The sequence below is a fragment of the Psychromonas sp. genome (assembly GCF_047632955.1).
In the GTDB taxonomy this organism is placed as follows: domain Bacteria; phylum Pseudomonadota; class Gammaproteobacteria; order Enterobacterales; family Psychromonadaceae; genus Psychromonas.
Genome location: NZ_JBLIED010000055.1, coordinates 1 through 18,066, shown reverse-complemented (window position 1 = coordinate 18,066; position 18,066 = coordinate 1). Strand labels below are relative to the sequence as shown.

The 18,066-nt window shown below is 42.3% G+C and carries 14 protein-coding genes; 7 read left to right on the top strand and 7 right to left on the bottom strand.

Annotated features, from left to right (window positions below):
• Positions 1-274: 274 nt before the first annotated feature.
• Complete coding sequence (locus ACJAZP_RS18445) at positions 275-1,093, top strand: sulfite exporter TauE/SafE family protein (RefSeq protein ID WP_415232216.1); 819 nt, start codon at positions 275-277, stop codon at positions 1,091-1,093.
• Positions 1,094-1,200: 107 nt separating this feature from the next.
• Here ACJAZP_RS18445 and gndA read toward each other — a convergent pair whose 3' ends face one another.
• The 7 genes from gndA to gntR all read right to left on the bottom strand — a co-directional run bounded on the left by gndA (position 1,201) and on the right by gntR (position 8,956).
• A complete protein-coding gene (gene gndA / locus ACJAZP_RS18440; RefSeq protein WP_415232215.1) occupies positions 1,201-2,703 on the bottom strand; it encodes an NADP-dependent phosphogluconate dehydrogenase in 1,503 nt (500 codons plus the stop codon).
• A 32-nt stretch (positions 2,704-2,735) separates the two neighbouring features.
• The gene (locus tag ACJAZP_RS18435) at positions 2,736-3,239 is read right to left on the bottom strand and encodes a gluconokinase (protein ID WP_415232214.1); all 504 of its coding nucleotides are present in this window, start codon (positions 3,237-3,239) and stop codon (positions 2,736-2,738) included.
• Positions 3,240-3,281: 42 nt separating this feature from the next.
• The gene (locus ACJAZP_RS18430; protein WP_415232213.1) at positions 3,282-4,604 is read right to left on the bottom strand and encodes a TRAP transporter large permease; all 1,323 of its coding nucleotides are present in this window, start codon (positions 4,602-4,604) and stop codon (positions 3,282-3,284) included.
• Positions 4,597-5,160 carry a TRAP transporter small permease subunit gene (locus ACJAZP_RS18425; protein WP_415232212.1) on the bottom strand — a complete coding sequence of 188 codons (564 nt, stop codon included), beginning with the start codon at positions 5,158-5,160 and terminating at the stop codon, positions 4,597-4,599. Before ACJAZP_RS18425 ends, ACJAZP_RS18430 begins: the two co-directional genes overlap by 8 nt.
• A 62-nt stretch (positions 5,161-5,222) precedes the next feature.
• On the bottom strand, positions 5,223-6,239 hold the full coding sequence (locus tag ACJAZP_RS18420; protein ID WP_415232211.1) for a TRAP transporter substrate-binding protein: 1,017 nt from the start codon (positions 6,237-6,239) through the stop codon (positions 5,223-5,225).
• Positions 6,240-6,721: 482 nt separating this feature from the next.
• Positions 6,722-7,606, bottom strand: a complete 885-nt coding sequence (locus ACJAZP_RS18415) for an AEC family transporter (RefSeq protein WP_415232210.1) — start codon at positions 7,604-7,606, stop codon at positions 6,722-6,724.
• Positions 7,607-7,957: 351 nt separating this feature from the next.
• On the bottom strand, positions 7,958-8,956 hold the full coding sequence (gene gntR / locus ACJAZP_RS18410) for a gluconate operon transcriptional repressor GntR (protein WP_415232209.1): 999 nt from the start codon (positions 8,954-8,956) through the stop codon (positions 7,958-7,960).
• A 779-nt stretch (positions 8,957-9,735) separates the two neighbouring features.
• Here gntR and pdhR point away from each other — a divergent pair.
• The 6 genes from pdhR to ACJAZP_RS18380 all read left to right on the top strand — a co-directional run bounded on the left by pdhR (position 9,736) and on the right by ACJAZP_RS18380 (position 17,973).
• A complete protein-coding gene (gene pdhR, locus ACJAZP_RS18405) occupies positions 9,736-10,485 on the top strand; it encodes a pyruvate dehydrogenase complex transcriptional repressor PdhR (protein WP_415232208.1) in 750 nt (249 codons plus the stop codon).
• A gap of 164 nt (positions 10,486-10,649) precedes the next feature.
• Positions 10,650-13,310 carry a pyruvate dehydrogenase (acetyl-transferring), homodimeric type gene (gene aceE / locus ACJAZP_RS18400; RefSeq protein ID WP_415232207.1) on the top strand — a complete coding sequence of 887 codons (2,661 nt, stop codon included), beginning with the start codon at positions 10,650-10,652 and terminating at the stop codon, positions 13,308-13,310.
• A gap of 57 nt (positions 13,311-13,367) precedes the next feature.
• The gene (aceF, locus tag ACJAZP_RS18395) at positions 13,368-14,969 is read left to right on the top strand and encodes a dihydrolipoyllysine-residue acetyltransferase (protein WP_415232206.1); all 1,602 of its coding nucleotides are present in this window, start codon (positions 13,368-13,370) and stop codon (positions 14,967-14,969) included.
• Between the two features lie 116 nt (positions 14,970-15,085).
• Entirely contained in the window at positions 15,086-16,513 is a 1,428-nt protein-coding gene (lpdA, locus tag ACJAZP_RS18390) for a dihydrolipoyl dehydrogenase (protein WP_415232205.1), read from the top strand.
• Between the two features lie 262 nt (positions 16,514-16,775).
• Positions 16,776-17,351, top strand: a complete 576-nt coding sequence (locus ACJAZP_RS18385) for a YceI family protein (protein WP_415232204.1) — start codon at positions 16,776-16,778, stop codon at positions 17,349-17,351.
• Positions 17,352-17,514: 163 nt separating this feature from the next.
• Positions 17,515-17,973, top strand: coding sequence for a GNAT family N-acetyltransferase (locus ACJAZP_RS18380; protein ID WP_415232203.1), 459 nt, complete (start codon positions 17,515-17,517; stop codon positions 17,971-17,973).
• Positions 17,974-18,066: the final 93 nt, after the last annotated feature.

The following is an 18,066-nucleotide window of genomic DNA, read 5'->3' as shown; positions in this document are numbered from 1 at the left end:
GCTCATAGGTCAGTTGTTTATATGTTTTCATTGTTGCATCTCTTGCCGGAGAAAAAGCGATTAGCATATATTCAGCTGACCGCTTTTTCTACCTATTCAAGTTATGCACTTATTATTTGAATCCAAGGGACTTAATAACGAGCAGTGGATAAATAAAAAAAATGAGCAAGTCCGCGATGGAAGCACTTCATAATTTGCAATCTTTATTAGGAAAAGTTAAACAACAACTTTAAGATGCTAAGTTAAATAACATGGTGAACAAGGTATTAACGAAATGGAATTTTCAAACGAACTGTTATTTGTCACTCTTAGTTTAATGGCGACAGGTTGTTTAGCTGGCTTTTTAGCGGGGCTGCTTGGCGTGGGAGGGGGCATAATAATAGTCCCTGTATTGTTTTTTGTTTTTCAAATAATAGGCGTTAGTCCTGAAACGGCCATGCCGATTGCAACTGCGACCTCCCTCGCGACCATGGTTTTTACCTCTCTTAGTTCTATTCGTGCCCATTTTAAAAGGGGCAATGTGGATTTCCCCCTGCTTAAAACCCTCGCGCCATTTGTGATTCTGGGGGTGCTAGCGGGCTCGGTGATGGTGACTAAAGTTAATGGGTTATGGTTAAGCGGGTTATTTGGTGTTATCGCCATCATGGCCGCCTTGAATATGATTTTAAGAGCGGGTGCCAAACCTTTGGCCAATGAATTACCCGGCACGCCGGGTAAAGGGATAATGGCTACCACTATTGGTTTTTTCAGCGTGATGATAGGGATTGGCGGTGGAACCTTAACAGTTCCCAGTTTAACGGCGTTTAATTATCCTATTCATAAGGCCGTGGGAACCGCTGCTGCAGTGGGATTTTTAATTGCTTTCCCGGGCGCGCTAAGTTTATTAATTATCGGACAATCAGCGCCTGATGCACCGCCTATGACCTATGGTTTAGTCAATGTTTTAGCTTGTTTTTTTCTTATACCTTTAACGGTGTTGTTTGCCCCAATCGGTGCTCGAGCATCGTCCTACCTGAATGCTAAGTTATTAAAACGTATTTTTGCCGTTAGCCTAATCATCACCGGTATCCGTATGTTAGTGCAGGTCTTTTAAACCTTGGATTGACTTGTATTAGTAGTACCTTATTTGTCATTTTTTATCGTAAAATATTCTATTCATTTTTAGCTGCATATATGAATAGAATAATAATGAATTTGGTATTAATGTTCAGCCTTTTGCTCTCCACCACCAAAGTGCCAATCGTAATGGAAACTTTGTTTTGAATCCTGATCCTTACGTTGATAAGTATGGCTGCCAAAATAATCGCGCATTGCCTGAATCAGGCTCGCAGATGAGTCAGCTTCACGGTAGCAATCGTAATAGCTCATTGCTGCGCTGATGGCCGGCATCGGCATCCCCTGCATAATGGCAGTGGTTAATACTTCTCGCCAGGATAACTGACTTTTCGCCAGACCGTCGGTGAACCTTTCTGCGAGCATTAAATTGAGTAATTCAGGCTCAGCTTGATAGGCTTTAGATATATCGTCTAAAAAGTGTGCGCGTATAACACAACCGCCACGCCATATATTGGCGATTGAAACATAATCAAGCGTCCAGTTATGCTCTTTTTCTGCCGCAGACATCAGTTCGAACCCCTGCGCATAGCTGCAGATTTTTGAGCAGTACAGCGCGTCTGCGAGTTTATCAATCCACAGGGTTTTATCTTCGGTGCTGATAGCCGGGCCGGTTAACTGTGTCGCACCGATTTGGCGAATCGCCTTTTGGGTACTCAGGCAGCGTGCAAATACCGAAGCGGTAATAGCCGTTGCCGGTACGCCGAGTGCCAAGGCTTCACGTGCGGTCCAGTTCCCTGTGCCTTTTTGACCGGCTTGATCCATGATTACATCAACCAGCGGTTGCCCGCTTTTAGGATCGATAGCCTGAAGAATGTCAGCCGTAATTTCAACCAGATAACTTTGCAGTTTTCCTTTATTCCACAGGCTGAATACCGCCCCAACTTCGGACGCCGACATGGTCAAAATTTGACGCATAAATTGTACTATTTCAGCAATCATCTGCATGTCGGCATATTCAATACCGTTGTGCACCATTTTTACAAAATGACCGGAGCCAATCGGGCCAATATATTCAGCACAGGGTGCGCCTTCCGGTAATGGTTGATCTACCTGGCTGCGCGAAACTTCTGTACCGGTAACGGGATCGACCTTCGCAGAAATAGCCTGCCACATCGGTTTTAGCTGCTGCCATACGGTTTTATCACCGCTTGGCATTAATGATGCCCCAAACCGGGCACCTATTTCTCCGCCGGAAATAGCGCAGGTAAAGAAGTTGAATTTACCCTTATACGTTTCTGCCCGGTCGATTGAGTCGCGCCATTCGCTGTTGCCCGTATCGATAACAATATCATCTGGCTGTAAACCTGCGCTCAGCAAATCCTGACAGACAATATCCACAATAGCGCCGGCAGGAACAGAGAGTATAATGCGCCGTGGTCTGGCAAGTTGCTCGATTAACTCAGAAAGAGAAGCAACCGTCTGTAGTTTTGCAGCCGCTAACGGCTGGTGGCGTTTAACGGTGTCGCGGCGACGCGCCTCATTTGTGTCGAAAGCAACTATCGAAAATCCCCTCTCGGATAAATTTAGTGCCATATTGGCACCCATTACGCCCAAGCCGATCACGGCAATATCTATTTTATTATTCATTAGGATCTCGGTATCTCAGTAGATTAGAAAATTTATTTACTCTTTAAATAACTTAGTTTTTGGATAATATCAGTCACAATTTCGTTAACAGTTTGGCGAATATCAATAATTAACGCTTCCGATGGATTGGGTTCAACTAAAGTAGCAAACTGATTTTCAAGCAGGGCTTTCCCCTTGAAATAGTGATCTGTTCTATTTTGATGACGCTGCCAAATCGTTTCAAAATCCCCCTGTAAATAAACGAACAGCAACTCTTTATTATTGTGTTTTAAGATTTTTCTGTATTCAGCGGTTAATGCAGAACAGGCAACAACACCTTCAGTGCGTTGCTGAAACAGTTTATTCAAATTTGATAACCAGCCCTGTCTGTCCTTATCCGTAAGCGGAATACCCTGGCTCATCTTGTCAATATTTTCCGCACAATGATAATCATCGCCATCAAAGAAGGTCAGGCCTAACTGCTCAGCCAATTTGCTGCCGATGGAGCTTTTACCGCAGCCGGAAACGCCCATTATGACTATTTTATATCGCTTCATGGTTCACCTTCCCGAATAAATTAGTTCCGTTAATATTGCCCATTATCTCCACCACAAAGCGAGAACTGGGAAGATGATAACCAAACCTAGGGTTAAAACTTGCAGGCAGATAAAAGGCACCAGTGCACTGAATATTTCCCCCAGACTGATATCTTTGGGGGCGACCGATTTCAAATAGAAGGCAGCGGGGCCAAAGGGAGGTGAAAGAAAAGAGACCTGCATATTGAGGCAGAAAACCACACCAAACCAAACCGGATCCATCCCTAAGCCGACAATGATGGGTACAAAAATTGGCATGGTTAATAGCGCGACCCCTACCCAGTCAAGAAACATCCCTAAAACTAATAAGATGCCCATCATAATAAGCAGGGTTGCCGTTGCATTTCCGCCACTCAGTGACAATATAGTGACTTCCACAAAATCAATACCGCCCATCAGGTTGTATATCCCGACTAAGGCGCTTGCTCCTATCCCTATCCAGATGATCATGCCGCAGGTTTTCATGGTCGCAATCGCTGCATCCTTAAGCATTGCAAAACACAGCTCTTTACGGATCCAGGTACTGAGCATAATACCGACAACACCCAGGGCCGATGCTTCAGTAACCGATGCCACACCGGTATAGATACTGCCGAGCACAACAACAACAGATAATAACGGGAAGAACAGTGCCTTGAAAAAATTCGGTTGCGTTTCGGCATCCCTGGCCAACTCTTCGGCACTGGGGATGGGGGCCAGGGATGGATTTATTCTGCAGCGTATCAACACATACAGGATATAGAAGATGGCAAGTATAAAAGCCGGTAAGAACGATGCTTTAAACAGATCGCCGATAGAGACACTGGCCGTTAAACCATAAATAATAAGCACGATACTGGGCGGCAGCATGGTCCCTAGGGCACCACCGGCGCAAGTGACGCCAATGGCCAACTTGCGGTTATAACCTAAACGCAGCATCTGCGGCAGCGCAAGAATACCCAGTAACACGGTTTCACCACCGATAACACCTGACATTGAAGCCAATATAATCGCCACCAGTAACGTCTGAACTCCGACACCACCGCGCACACGTTTGCCAAATAACTTCATCGCCTCAAACAGGTCATGGGCGATACCGGATCTGTCCAGCAGTGCGGCCATCAACACAAACATCGGTACAGCAAGAAAGATATAACTATCAACAAAGCTATATAAACGGCTGGTCATCAAGGGCAAAGTCTCAATTCCGAACCAGCCGACGGTGAAAAACAGCGCCACAAAACCGGTCACAAATGCCAGCTGCATTCCCGTTAACAGTAGGGCAATCATCATAAATAACATTAATAAACTGCCGTAGCCGATACCAATAGCTGATAAATCAAACATGAGAATGCTTCCTTAGCACTTTGATTTCGGCAATCAAATGCAGTAAAAATTGAATAGTAAGAATACAAAAGGCAACAAAAATAATTGCTTTTAATAGTGCCGGAAAAGGAGGATTCCAGGCACTGCCGGAGGTGTTTAAACGTAATTCACCGGAAGGGGAAAACCACGCATTTTCTGCCAAGGTGTAAGCACCATAGGCCATCAATGCCGAGAATATGATGCCTATAATATGATGCACTAAGTTAAGGTAGTGACGGGTACGCTCTGAAACAACATCGTAGATCAGCACAACACGTACGTGTTTGTTGGCAGCAAAGGCATATAAGCCGCCAATCACAAATAAAGAACCGCCAATAAATGAAGCCGTTTCATGCACCCATATAGTGGGTGAGTTAAAAACATAACGCATCACAACTTCATAGAAGGAGATCAAAACCGTAAAGATAAACAGCAAACTCAGCCAGTTGCCCGCACTTATAATCGCGGCATCCAGTTTGTTTTTGGGTTGTTCATCCTCGAAGGTATGATTTTGTGATACTGGTTGTTTAATAGACATAACGCATTTCCAGATAAAGCAAGGGTTGGAGTAACCCTTGCATGATTACTTCAAACAGTGACTTACAATAGACCGTTATCAGCTAAGAAGTTGGTCACTGACTGATACACTTTTTCTGCATTTTCTGAACGCTCAGCAAAGACTTTCCATTGACTCTGGGCGATGCTGCGGAATTTTTTACGCTCTACATCCGACCAGTCATGAATAGTGATCTCAGGATTTGCCTGTGCTATTTTGACTGCCGCCTGATCTGCAATTTTCAGCTGGGTGGTCATATCGTAAGAAAAATCACGTACCGATACGGTTAATATTTCCTGCAGATCCATGGGTAATTTATCCCATTTTTTCTGGCTAACAGAGATGTCGATTAAAGGTAAAGAGTGGAAGCCCGGCTGCACCGGATGCGGAGCAATATCATTTAAGCCATTGGTTTGATTGGTCGAAAAGACAGTATAATCCGCTGCATCAATAACCCCTTTGCTAAGGCCAGTGAAGACTTCAGAACCCGGTAGATTAACCGGTGAAGCACCTGCGGCGGCAAAAACCTGTTGAACCAATCCTTCGGGAGCACGGAGTTTTAGGCCTTTTAAATCATCAACACCATTAAGGGGCACTTTAGAGACAAAAGATTCTACTCCCGTTGTTGAAGCTCCGACAAATTTCACACCATAGGGGGCGTACAATTCAGTCATTAACTCATTACCACCACCGTAGTTCATGTATTGTAATAATTGTGTTGTATCTGACCATGCCCCGACCATATTACCAATTAAACCAAAGGCCGGATCCTGACCCGAGAAATAACTTGTTGCGGTTATATGGCCATCTAATATGCCCATTTTAATCGCGCCTAGCGTTTCAGAATGCTTAACAATACTGCCTACGGGTAATAATTTAATATCGATACGCCCATTAGACATTTTCCCAACACGGTCAGCCCATTGCTGCTGAACTTGGAAGTTTTTATCACCGGAGGGATCTGATGATTGCATTTTAAACACAAAATCGGCAGCCAGTGCAGAGGTTGAAAGCAAACTGGCAATAACACCAGATAGTAGTGTCTTGTGAAGCTTTTTCATATTGAGATTCCTTGTCTTAATGAGCGTATATTGAAATTATAAATACGTAGTCACAAATAGGATACCGGTAACTGCTGTGAATGTTACCGGTAACTTAGTGGCGCGTCTGTGTGTTGGGTCACAATTCTAAAAGCGCTTAAGTTTTGCTCTGTTTTCTGAGGAGCATCTATTTTAATCCACTTTCCAGCTGCTTTGTAATTTCTTGTGTTTTATTTTATCTATCTGAATTTATAGGGTTATTTTTTTGTGTGTAACCTGCAATATTTGAGATGACGGCTGAAAAGCCAGTTTGATGGGTTGGAACTGCCGCAAAAAGATGAAAAAAGCATTATTAAAATGGATATTAACGGCAAATTTAAAGAGATTGTCGAAGGCTGCATTAAAGCCATTGAATAGATTAATTAAACCAAGATAACTGCGCTAAGTAAGCAGGCGTATATTTGATGGCAAGTCTATAAGCTTAGCCTTAGAGTAGGAATATTTCACAGTATGGTTAATGCAAACCACAGCAATAACGGCATGGTAAATAAGGATAAAACGTTTCCGTAAAGCACCATAGCGGCAACCGTCGAACCATCCAGTTGATACCTTTCTGCAAATAAATAATTCATTACGGCGGGGGGTAACATGGTAAAAAGCACCATCATTTGCAGCTCGATATGCGCTAAAGGAATTAACCACAGTATGACGGCAAAAGTGATCGCACCGCTAAGCAGAGAGGTGGCCGTGCTAATCAGTCCAATTTTTAAGCCCGAGCGATTCAGATAAATAAGCTGACTTCCTAACGAAAACAGCATTAATGGAATGGCGCTTTCACCGAGTAAGCTTGCCGCTTCTAATAGCGGTTTCCAGATATGCACATCGGATAAATTAAGCGTTAATGCCACAATGGTTGCATAGATGATCGGCATTTTCAGTAATTGTTTTATTCCGTGCTTATTTGCGCCACTGACGATAAAAAGTCCTAAGGTCATTTGTATGCAAGTTGACAGCACCATCAATAATACGGCATCACCCTTAACCATCTCTCCAAACGTATACACAAAAAGCGGGATCGCTAAATTACCGCTGTTGCGGAACATGTGTGGCGGCAGCCATACCTTTATATCTAAACGATAAATGCGGCAGACTATCCACATCAGCAGACCAGGCAGTAAAACAGCAATAAAGGTAGCTGAAATTAGATTTACCTGTTTTGTTCCTAAGGGCATATTTACCAGAGAAGCAAAAACAAGTGCCGGACAAAAGTAATCTAAATTCAGTTTATTGATCGAGGCCATATTGATTGAAGTGCGGCGCGCACAAATATAACCTATTAGGACAACAGCAAACATAGGAAATAAAATTTCTATAACACGAAATAACATTGCGATAATTCAGATAGATATGATGTATTAATTAAATCATAGTTATATTTTACATACTAGTTTTTGCTGTTTAATAATTATTCAAGGTTGGTTTTACTTATTGCTGGCCACTTCGTAAGTGTAGTGCGGGATGTTATACCAATTCCACTAATTAGATGATCTATTTAGGCGCCGAAAAATGCATGAAAACAAGGCATTGATTGCAGTAACTAGTTGTTCTAATTATAAAATAAATCACGAAGCTAGTATGTGTTTTAACAAACATAAATGGGCATGAACTTAATGGATTTGGTCTTGTATAGGGGGCTCATAAGAAGAATCACCCCCTTATATCATATCTACCAGCAATTTTTAAATACTTTCACCTGTTTGGATTGTAAAGCCCAGATCAATAACTTTATGGTCAACCGCTTGACCGTTTAATCGGGCAATAAGCTGCTCCGCCGTTACTCGGCCGATTTCTTCGCGGGGGGTTATCACCGTGGCTAATTTAGGGACCATAGACTGGCCAACATCATGGCCATGAAAACCGGCAATGGCAATCTGGTCGGGGATCTTAATGCCGCAGCGCTGTGCTTCAAAAACAGCCCCAATCGCCAAGTCATCATTGGTACAAAATAAACCATCTGTTTGTGGTTGCTCTGCGAGGGTGCGGGTTAATAATTCAGCCCCTAAAGTAAATGAAGAAGGCGCTTCCGTCATCACGCTTTTAGTGGTTAAACCATGCTCCTGCATCGCTTTTTCATAACCCTGTTGTCTGAATCGGGTACGTGCATCCAAACGGGCACCAAGATATACAATATGTTTATAACCGCGTGCAATCATCGTTGAAACCATCTGATAACCGGCTTCGAGATTATCCACACCCACAGCTTGTTCAATAGCGGGTGATGCAACATCCATCATTTCAATAACGGGAATGTCTGCTGTTTTAATCATTTTTAAGGTGCGGGCCGTATGATGACTTTCAGAAAGAATTAAACCATCAATATGATAGGATAACAGGAAGCTGATGCGTTTCTCTTCGAGCTCTGCGCTATAGCCGTAATGAGCGAACATGGTTTGGTATCCCGCGGCTTGAGTCACTTTTTCAATGCCCCGAATAACTTCAGAGAATACTTGGTTAGTTAAAGAGGGAACAAGGATCCCTATCGCATGACTTTTGGCATTAGAGAGTAGATCCGGAGCCCGGTTTGGAATATAACCCAGCTCTTCCAATGCCAGTGCAATTTTTGTCTGTATTTCAGAAGAAACCAGAGACCGATCGCGCAGGTAACGACTGACGGTCATTTTGGTCACGCCAACAATATTGGCAACATCCTGCAGGGTGGGTCTTTTTTTCTTGATCATAATATCGTCCATTAAATGTTACTTGTAACATAACAATAATTAACTCTGTATTCCACAATAGTTATAATAAGATTGATGAAATACGGCCAAAGAGGGAAGTAATTGATCTAAGATTATTTATGAGCAATTATCGGCAGCTCCGCAATTGTTGGTTTTTGAGAAAACATCATTATAAATTATAAGTAAAAGCTTATCGTTGTTCACGGAACGACTCTTTAGAATAAAAAACACCGATCTTTTTTTATACAAAACGCCGTTTCATTTCCCCCTGTAGGTGACTTTGAGCACGCTTTAATTCTATTGATTTTATGATCTAATCTATTTCGTTAGTTTGGTTGAAATATAACCTTCCTGAATATAACGGCAGTAGTACTTTTATGCTGATATCTAAGCCCCTTGCTGGTGCGTATTTTTGGAGATAATTCTCCGCTGGTGGTTGTGAATACACAAACACCTAAGATAATTTACCAACAAAAGATGTTTCACACTCCCAAGTAGTTGCTGTTATTTAAATACACAACATTGTATCGCGTAAAAAAAACATGTATTTTGCGCTATACAATTTAATCACATTCTATTAACAGTCGTAACAAATTGGTCTTACCTTTTGTCTTGTACGGGATTAAATACGTTATGTCCTTGCAATAGAAAGGGGTATTTTTTGATATATGTCAATATTCACTAGACGTCTGGTAAAATAATTGTTAATTTAGATGACTAAAAGTAAAGTGGTAATACCAATTAGCTTGCCGACAAAGTTTCTGTTTATTAAGGGCATTATGAGTTACACAAAAATCAAGCAACCGAAACTTGCGGATGTGATTGAAAATCGTCTTGAAAGCATGATTCTAGACGGTTCTTTGGAGCTCGGTGAAAAATTACCTTCGGAACGCGAACTGGCTAAAAAATTTGATGTGTCTCGCCCTTCACTGCGTGAAGCGATGCAGCGCTTAGAATCAAAAGGGTTACTTAACCGTCGTCAGGGCGGAGGCACCTATGTTAAAGAAGAGTTGCGCGCGCGATTAACCGATCCTTTATTTGAGCTCTTAAATACCCACCCCGAATCACAGTATGACCTACTTGAATTTCGTTATGCATTGGAAGGCGTTTCTGCTTATTACGCGGCTCTTCGAGGGTCATCCAGTGATTTTGAAAAAATAAAAAGTACTTTTGCCGCGATCGAAGCATCCCGTCAGAACGGTGATATAGAAAAAGAGATTCAGCACGTTGCACAGTTTTATCTGTCCGTCATAGAGGCTTCTAACAATGTGGTCTTTTTACATTTAGCACGTGGTATTCAACCTCTGCTGGAAAAAAACATCGCCGATAATATACAGCAACTTTACGGTTATCCCGAAGTGGCTGAAAAAATTCACCAACATCGTCTGCAATTGCTTGAAGCTATTCTTTCCAAACAACCGGCAAGCGCGCAACAAGCATCAGCACAACATTTAATTTATATCGAAGAAACACGTCTTGTGATGTTACGTGAAGAAAGTTCATTTAAACGCGCGCTAGGGCGTTTTTAACTTGCTAAAAAACAGCTCAAATCAAGTAACTATTTATATTACTTGTTGCCGAGGCGGCATTATCCAAAACGTGTTGTGAAACAGGTAATGGTTAATCTAAATAGTTATACATAAAACGCTTAACCTTCGGGTTGAGATTTTCTCGTGAGAAGAAGGAAAATGTCATGACTGACATCCTAAATGATATTGATGCACAAGAAACTTCTGAATGGCTTGATGCTCTGGCAACAATTCTTGAAGATGAAGGGACTGAACGTGCTCAGTTCATAATTAAAAAAATAACCGAACAAGCTCGTAAAGAGGGTGTTAAGTTACCAACGGATATTAATACAAATTATATTAATACTATTCCGCTTTCAAAGCAGCCTGACTATCCCGGTGATGTTAAATTAGAGCAGCGTATTCGTTCTATTATCCGCTGGAATGCGATCATGATCGTAATGCGTGCTTCAAAAAAAGAACTGGATTTAGGCGGTCACATGGCCTCTTACCAGTCTGCTGCGGCATTCTACGAAGTTTGTTTTAACCATTTCTTTCGTGCACCGAATGAAAATGATGGTGGTGATTTAGTTTATTACCAGGGGCATATTTCTCCCGGTATCTATGCCCGTGCATTTCTTGAAGGTCGTTTGAGTGCTGAGCAACTTGATAACTTCCGTCAGGAAGTTGATGGAAAAGGGATTCCTTCTTATCCGCATCCAAAACTATTACCTGAATTTTGGCAGTTCCCGACTGTTTCTATGGGTCTGGGTCCAATTGCTGCTATTTATCAGGCACGTTTTCTAAAATACCTTGATGGTCGTGATTTAAAAGACACCTCCAATCAGCGTGTTTATGCTTTCCTCGGTGACGGTGAGATGGATGAGCCGGAATCTCGTGGTTCTTTATCATTTGCTGCGCGTGAAAAACTGGATAACCTGTGTTTCTTAATTAACTGTAATTTACAGCGTTTAGATGGCCCGGTAATGGGTAACGGCAGTATTATTCAGGAACTTGAAGGCCTGTTTCATGGTGCCGGCTGGAATGTTGTTAAAGTTATCTGGGGCAGTAACTGGGATTCTCTGCTTGCGCAGGATGCATCGGGTAAACTGCTGCAGTTAATGGAAGAGACCGTTGATGGTGATTACCAAACCTTTAAATCAAAAGATGGTGCTTACGTACGTGAACACTTCTTTGGTAAATATCCTGAAACTGCTGCATTGGTCGCAACCTGGACAGATCAGGAAATCTTCGCATTGAAGCGTGGTGGTCATGACTCATCTAAACTTTATGCCGCCTTTAAAAATGCTCAGGATACGCAGGGTAAACCAACGGTTATTTTAGCGAAAACCGTTAAAGGTTACGGTATGGGCGCAGCGGCTGAGGGTAAAAATATTGCTCACGGCGTGAAGAAAATGAACGAATCACATATTCAAAGCTTACGTGATCGTTTAGGCCTGCAAGACTTGTTAAGTGATGAGAATGCGGCAACACTGCCGTACTTGACACTGGAAGAGGGCTCTGCCGAATACAAATACTTACACGGTCATCGTGAAGCGCTACTCGGTTACACACCGAAACGTTCGCCTAAGTTTTCTGAAAAACTGGCGATACCGACGCTAGAAAAATTTGCACCGCTTTTACAAGAGCAAAAACGTGAAATTTCAACCACCATGGCTTACGTACGTATTCTAAACCTTCTGTTAAAAGACAAAGGTATAGGTAAAAACATTGTTCCTATTATTGCCGATGAAGGGCGTACTTTTGGTATGGAAGGTCTGTTCCGTCAGGTGGGTATCTACAATCCCGATGGCCAGGCATACACACCGGAAGACCGCGGCGTAGTTTCTTACTACAAAGAAACAAAATCGGGCCAGGTACTTCAGGAAGGAATCAATGAATTAGGTTCAATGTCTTCTTGGGTGGCAGCGGCTACCTCTTACAGCACCAATGATTTACCGATGATTCCATTCTACATCTACTATTCTATGTTTGGTTTCCAACGTATTGGCGATATGGCATGGATGGCGGGCGATCAACAGGCTCGTGGTTTCCTATTAGGCGCTACAGCTGGTCGTACGACGCTAAACGGTGAAGGTTTACAGCATGAAGATGGTCACAGCCACATTCAGGCAAATACTATTCCTAACTGTATCTCATACGATCCGACCTTTGCCTACGAACTTGCTGTTATCGTTCAAGATGGTATTGAGCGTATGTACGGTGAGAAACAGGAGAATATTTACTACTACTTGACGGTTATGAATGAAAACTACGCCATGCCGGCCATGCCAGAAGGCGTTGAAGAGGGTATCCGTAAAGGTATTTACAAACTTCAATCACACACCGGCAGCAGCAAGGTGCAATTATTAAGTTCAGGCTCTATCATGAATGAAGTACGCAGAGCAGCGGTCATTCTAAGCGAAGAATATGACGTCGCGTCTGATATTTTCTCGGTGACTTCATTTAATGAATTAACCCGCGAAGGCCAGGATGTTGAGCGCCACAATATGCTTAACCCGGAAGCTGATCAAAAAGTGGCTTACATTACTCAGGTATTAGGTAATGAGCCAACGATTGCGGCAACGGATTACATGAAAAACTATGCTGAGCAAGTACGTGCATTTATTCCAGGTGATTCCTATAAAGTGCTTGGTACTGATGGTTTCGGTCGCAGTGATAGCCGTGAAAATTTACGTCGTCACTTTGAAGTTAATGCAGAATATGTTGTTGTTGCGGCATTAACAGAGCTTGCCAAGCGTGGTGATATCGAACGTGCAGTCGTCACTCAAGCTATTGCTAAATTTGCTATCGATGTAAACAAAACCAACCCATTATTTGCGTAAATCAAAGGCGCTGTTATTGCAAAATAACAGCATCTTTTATTGATTAGGAAAATTATTATGTCTGAATTAAAAGAATTTTTACTGCCTGATATTGGTGCCGATGCAGCTGATATTACTGATATTTTAGTCTCAGTTGGTGACACTATCGCTGTCGATCAAGATGTCTTAACGATTGAAGGTGATAAAGCATCGATGGATGTTCCCTCATCGGTTGCCGGCACAGTTAAAGAGATTAAAGTAAAAGTGGGTGACAGTGTTTCTGAAGGTAATCTTGTGCTGATCGTTGAAGTTGCCGGATCAGCTGCTGCTAAAGCGCCTGCTGCTGAAGAAGCAGCACCTGAAGCTCCTGTGGCAGAAGCAGCTCCTGCGGCTCCTGCTGCAGCTGTAACGGCTGAGCTAAAAGAAATAACCGTGCCCGATATCGGCGGTGACGAAGTTGAAGTGACCGAAGTGTTAGTTTCTGTTGGTGACAGCATTGCTGCAGATCAAGATATTATAACGGTTGAAGGCGACAAAGCGTCAATGGACGTACCTGCACCGTTTGCCGGTGTGGTAAAAGAAATTAAAGTGGCTGCGGGTGATAAAGTGTCCGAAGGCTCATTAGTTCTAATCGTTGAAGTACAAGGTGCAGCAGCACCGGCAGCAGCTCCAGTTGCCGCTGCCCCGGTTGCCGCAGCGCCTGTCGCTGAAGCACCAAAAGCGGCTCCTGCTGCAGCTCAATTGTCTCCTTCACAGGTAGAAATTGCCGGTTCAATTAAAGCCTCTCCTTCGGTGCGCCGTACTGCACGTGAGTTTAACCTGGATCTTGCCGTTATTCCGGCAACAGGTATTAAAGGCCGTACCACTAAAGAAGACGTACAAACTTATGTTAAAGCACAGTTGTTGCTGGCTAAATCTGGTGGCGGCGGTGGTGGTTTACAAGTGCTTCCTTTTGCTAAAGTTGATTTTGCTAAATTTGGCGAAGTTGAAGTTAAACCGCTTTCCCGTATTCAAAAAATATCAGGTCCGGCTCTGCATCGTAACTGGGTAACCATTCCGCACGTTACACAATTTGATGAAGTGGATATCACTGAACTTGAAGCGTTCCGTAAAGAACAAAATGCGATTGCGGCTAAGCGTGACTTAGGGCTGAAAATCAGTCCGTTAGTGTTTATGATGAAAGCGGTGGCTAAAGCATTGCAACAATACCCTGATTTCAACTCTTCATTATCAGCAGATGGCGAAAGTTTGATCCTGAAAAAATACATCAATATCGGTATTGCGGTTGATACACCAAACGGTCTGGTTGTCCCCGTGGTAAAAGATGTAATAAACAAAGGGATTTACGAGATCTCGCGTGAACTCGGAGAAATTTCGAAAAAAGCGCGTGCCGGTAAATTAACCTCCAGAGATATGCAGGGTGGCAGTATGACTATCTCCAGTCTTGGCGGTATCGGCGGCACACAGTTTACCCCGATCGTAAATGCGCCTGAAGTTGCTATTTTAGGCGTTTCTAAGTCTGCGATGAAACCATTATGGAACGGTAAAGAGTTTGAGCCTCGTCTAATGGTTCCACTTGCGCTTTCCTATGATCACCGGGTTATTGATGGTGCAGAGGGTGCTCGTTTCATCACTGCGGTTAACAATTATCTAACTGATCTACGTACATTAATTCTATAATTTTGTTAACAGGTCGGCATTTGTCGACCTTTTGTTTTGCATTTATTTAACAATAAAATAGACTCGCAACACTTCAACCGTTTTTCTGACGTAACGGCTAAAATATAGAGGTCAAAATGAGTAAAGAAATTAAAGCACAAGTTGTGGTATTAGGTTCAGGTCCTGCAGGATATTCAGCCGCATTCCGCGCTGCTGATTTAGGATTAGAAACAGTCATAATAGAAAAATACAGTACACTGGGTGGTGTCTGTTTAAATGTTGGTTGTATCCCTTCTAAAGCACTGTTGCATGTATCTAAAGTAATCGAAGAAGCCAAAGCACTTGCTGAACACGGTGTTTTATTTGGCGAACCATCAACGGATGTTGATAAAATTCGTCTCTGGAAAGATAAAGTGGTTACGCAGCTTACCGGTGGCTTACAGGGCATGGCTAAGATGCGTAAAGTGACCGTAGTGAAAGGCTTTGGTAAATTCACTGGCGCAAATACCATTGAAGTCCAGGGTGACGATGAAAATACCACAGTTACCTTTGATAACGCCATTATTGCCGCGGGCTCCCGTCCGGTTAAGTTACCTTTCATTCCTCATGATGATTCCCGTGTCTGGGATTCAACCGATGCACTAGAACTGCGTTGCGTGCCAAAGCGCCTGCTTATTTTAGGTGGTGGTATTATCGGTCTGGAAATGGGGACTGTGTATAAATCATTAGGCTCTGAAGTTGATGTGGTTGAATTTGCAGACCAGTTAGTGCCTGCTGCCGATATTGATATCGTGCAGGTATACACTAAGAAAGTGAAGAGCAAATTCAACATCATGCTGTCCACTAAAGTGACCGGCGTTGAAGCTAAAGAAGATGCGCTTTATGTTTCTTTTGAAGGTCAGAATGCACCTGGCGAAGCGAAACCCTATGATGCTGTCTTAGTCGCTGTTGGCCGTGTACCAAACGGTCTTTCTCTTGATGCTGAAAAAGCCGGTATTACTGTGACCGAGCGTGGCTTTATTGAGGTTGATAAGCAGATGCTTACGAACGTGCCGCACATCCATGCGATTGGCGATATCGTCGGTCAGCCGATGCTTGCGCATAAAGGTGTGCATGAAGGACATGTGGCAGCGGAAGTGATTGCGGGTAAAAAGCATTATTTTGATCCTAAAACAATCCCTTCAATCGCTTACACTGAGCCAGAAATGGCTTGGGTTGGTCTGACTGAAAAAGAAGCAAAAGAACAGGGAATTAACTATGAAAAATCTGTTTTCCCTTGGGCTGCTTCCGGTCGCGCAATAGCATCTGATTGTACTGCTGGTATGACCAAGCTTATCTTTGATAAAGATACGCATCGTGTTATCGGTGGCGCTGTCGTGGGTACCAATGCCGGCGAACTGTTAGGTGAAATCGGTCTGGCGATTGAGATGGGTTGTGATGCTGAAGATATAGCCTTAACAATTCATGCGCATCCTACACTTCACGAATCAGTTGGCCTTGCCGCTGAAATTTATGAAGGTTCAATTACAGATTTACCAAATGCGAAAGCGGTAAAACGTAAATAATTGATTGTTTAAATCAAGTTTGGAAAGGCGCTTTTAAAGCGCCTTTTTTATATCTGTAATTCGGCTATCAACTATCAGCTATCAGCATTTTATCCTTCCTACTTTTCTCTGGTTTTATCTTGTTTTTATGTTTATTAGATATATTATTTATTCAGTGGTGAAAGGTAGATATTGTTATGACTAAGTATAAAAAGCAATTCTACAGCCTTGTTATGCCGATGACATATTACATCTTAACTAAAATTTAATTGGAGATTGATTTATGAAAGGTATTTCTATAATTGCATTGTTATTGGTGTTTTTATCACCGAGTGCATTTGCGCAATGGCAGCTACAAAAGGGTGAATCAAGTATTAACTTTATTTCACTTAAGAACTCAAAAGTAGCTGAGGTTCACAGCTTCAGTCAAATAAATGGTTCAATCAATGACGCTGGCGAAGTGAGCGTAAATATTGATCTTAGCAGTGTTGAAACAAATATAGATATCCGTAATGAAAGAATGAAAACGATGCTATTTGAAACATCTAAGTTTCTAGTAGCAAAAGTGAGTGGCTCTGTTAACGTCGAAAAATTGTCAAACTTAAATGCGGGTGATTCTTATATTGAATCGGTTAAATTTAACCTATCTCTTCACGGGGTTTCTCATGAGCTTAGCTATGACGTTCAAGTTACCAAGCTAAGTAATGAAGGAGTGCGGGTTACTTCTTTAAAACCGCTTGTTATTAATGCAAATGACTATGGACTAGAAGAGGGAGTAGAGATGCTGAGTTCAGCGGCGATGTTAGCATCAATAAGCACGGCAGTACCGGTGACCTATAACCTTGTGTTTAAGAAATAAAAGAGCTAAAAAAGTTTGAGGTTGTAGAATAACTCACTCCTTATGGCTTTACGGAAATTAACATTCTTTCATCCATTTTTTAATAATAATTAATTTTCAGAAAAAGAATTTCTTCATAAAAGGGAGAAATTCTGCCGTCTTGTTATATTTCAAAGAGAGATGCATGCAGAATTCCATTCCAGAGTTAATTACCGAGAATTTATTTATCACCGTTTTAAAAGCGGAAGATTTTCATCTTTTAGCGGCTTATGAACGAAATAATCAACAGCATCTTTCGCAATGGGAGCCATCTAGAAATGATGGTTATTTTAGTGTTAATGAAGTTAAAAAACGCGTTGAAAGTCACTTTGCTAATTTTATCGCGGGTTCGGCCATTGCGCTTGTCGGTTTAAATAAGGAAAGATCAAAAATTATTTGTGCCTGCCATTTTACAAATATCGTACTTGGGGTCTTTCAAGCATGCCATTTGGGTTATTCAATAAACATGCAGGACCAGGGTAAAGGGCTGATGTTTGAAATGCTCAATGTTTCAATTGGTTATGTCTATGCACAATATGGTTTACATAGAATAATGGCAAACTATATGCCTGGCAGATTCAACGTTGAAGTGCATAACCGCTAAGCAGCTATAGCCACCATGTGTTCAGCCATTAATGTGGCTGGTGTTTTGTAATTTAGTTTCCTTCTTGGTCTATCATTGAGCTTCACTATTACA

What these genes read in the sequence shown, in the direction of transcription:
- ACJAZP_RS18445 (WP_415232216.1), top strand. Translation starts at nt 275, where the DNA reads ATGGAATTTTCAAACGAACTGTTATTTGTCACTCTTAGTTTAATGGCG.
- gndA (WP_415232215.1), bottom strand. Translation starts at nt 2,703, where the DNA reads ATGAATAATAAAATAGATATTGCCGTGATCGGCTTGGGCGTAATGGGT.
- ACJAZP_RS18435 (WP_415232214.1), bottom strand. Translation starts at nt 3,239, where the DNA reads ATGAAGCGATATAAAATAGTCATAATGGGCGTTTCCGGCTGCGGTAAA.
- ACJAZP_RS18430 (WP_415232213.1), bottom strand. Translation starts at nt 4,604, where the DNA reads ATGTTTGATTTATCAGCTATTGGTATCGGCTACGGCAGTTTATTAATG.
- ACJAZP_RS18425 (WP_415232212.1), bottom strand. Translation starts at nt 5,160, where the DNA reads ATGTCTATTAAACAACCAGTATCACAAAATCATACCTTCGAGGATGAA.
- ACJAZP_RS18420 (WP_415232211.1), bottom strand. Translation starts at nt 6,239, where the DNA reads ATGAAAAAGCTTCACAAGACACTACTATCTGGTGTTATTGCCAGTTTG.
- ACJAZP_RS18415 (WP_415232210.1), bottom strand. Translation starts at nt 7,606, where the DNA reads ATGTTATTTCGTGTTATAGAAATTTTATTTCCTATGTTTGCTGTTGTC.
- gntR (WP_415232209.1), bottom strand. Translation starts at nt 8,956, where the DNA reads ATGATCAAGAAAAAAAGACCCACCCTGCAGGATGTTGCCAATATTGTT.
- pdhR (WP_415232208.1), top strand. Translation starts at nt 9,736, where the DNA reads ATGAGTTACACAAAAATCAAGCAACCGAAACTTGCGGATGTGATTGAA.
- aceE (WP_415232207.1), top strand. Translation starts at nt 10,650, where the DNA reads ATGACTGACATCCTAAATGATATTGATGCACAAGAAACTTCTGAATGG.
- aceF (WP_415232206.1), top strand. Translation starts at nt 13,368, where the DNA reads ATGTCTGAATTAAAAGAATTTTTACTGCCTGATATTGGTGCCGATGCA.
- lpdA (WP_415232205.1), top strand. Translation starts at nt 15,086, where the DNA reads ATGAGTAAAGAAATTAAAGCACAAGTTGTGGTATTAGGTTCAGGTCCT.
- ACJAZP_RS18385 (WP_415232204.1), top strand. Translation starts at nt 16,776, where the DNA reads ATGAAAGGTATTTCTATAATTGCATTGTTATTGGTGTTTTTATCACCG.
- ACJAZP_RS18380 (WP_415232203.1), top strand. Translation starts at nt 17,515, where the DNA reads ATGCAGAATTCCATTCCAGAGTTAATTACCGAGAATTTATTTATCACC.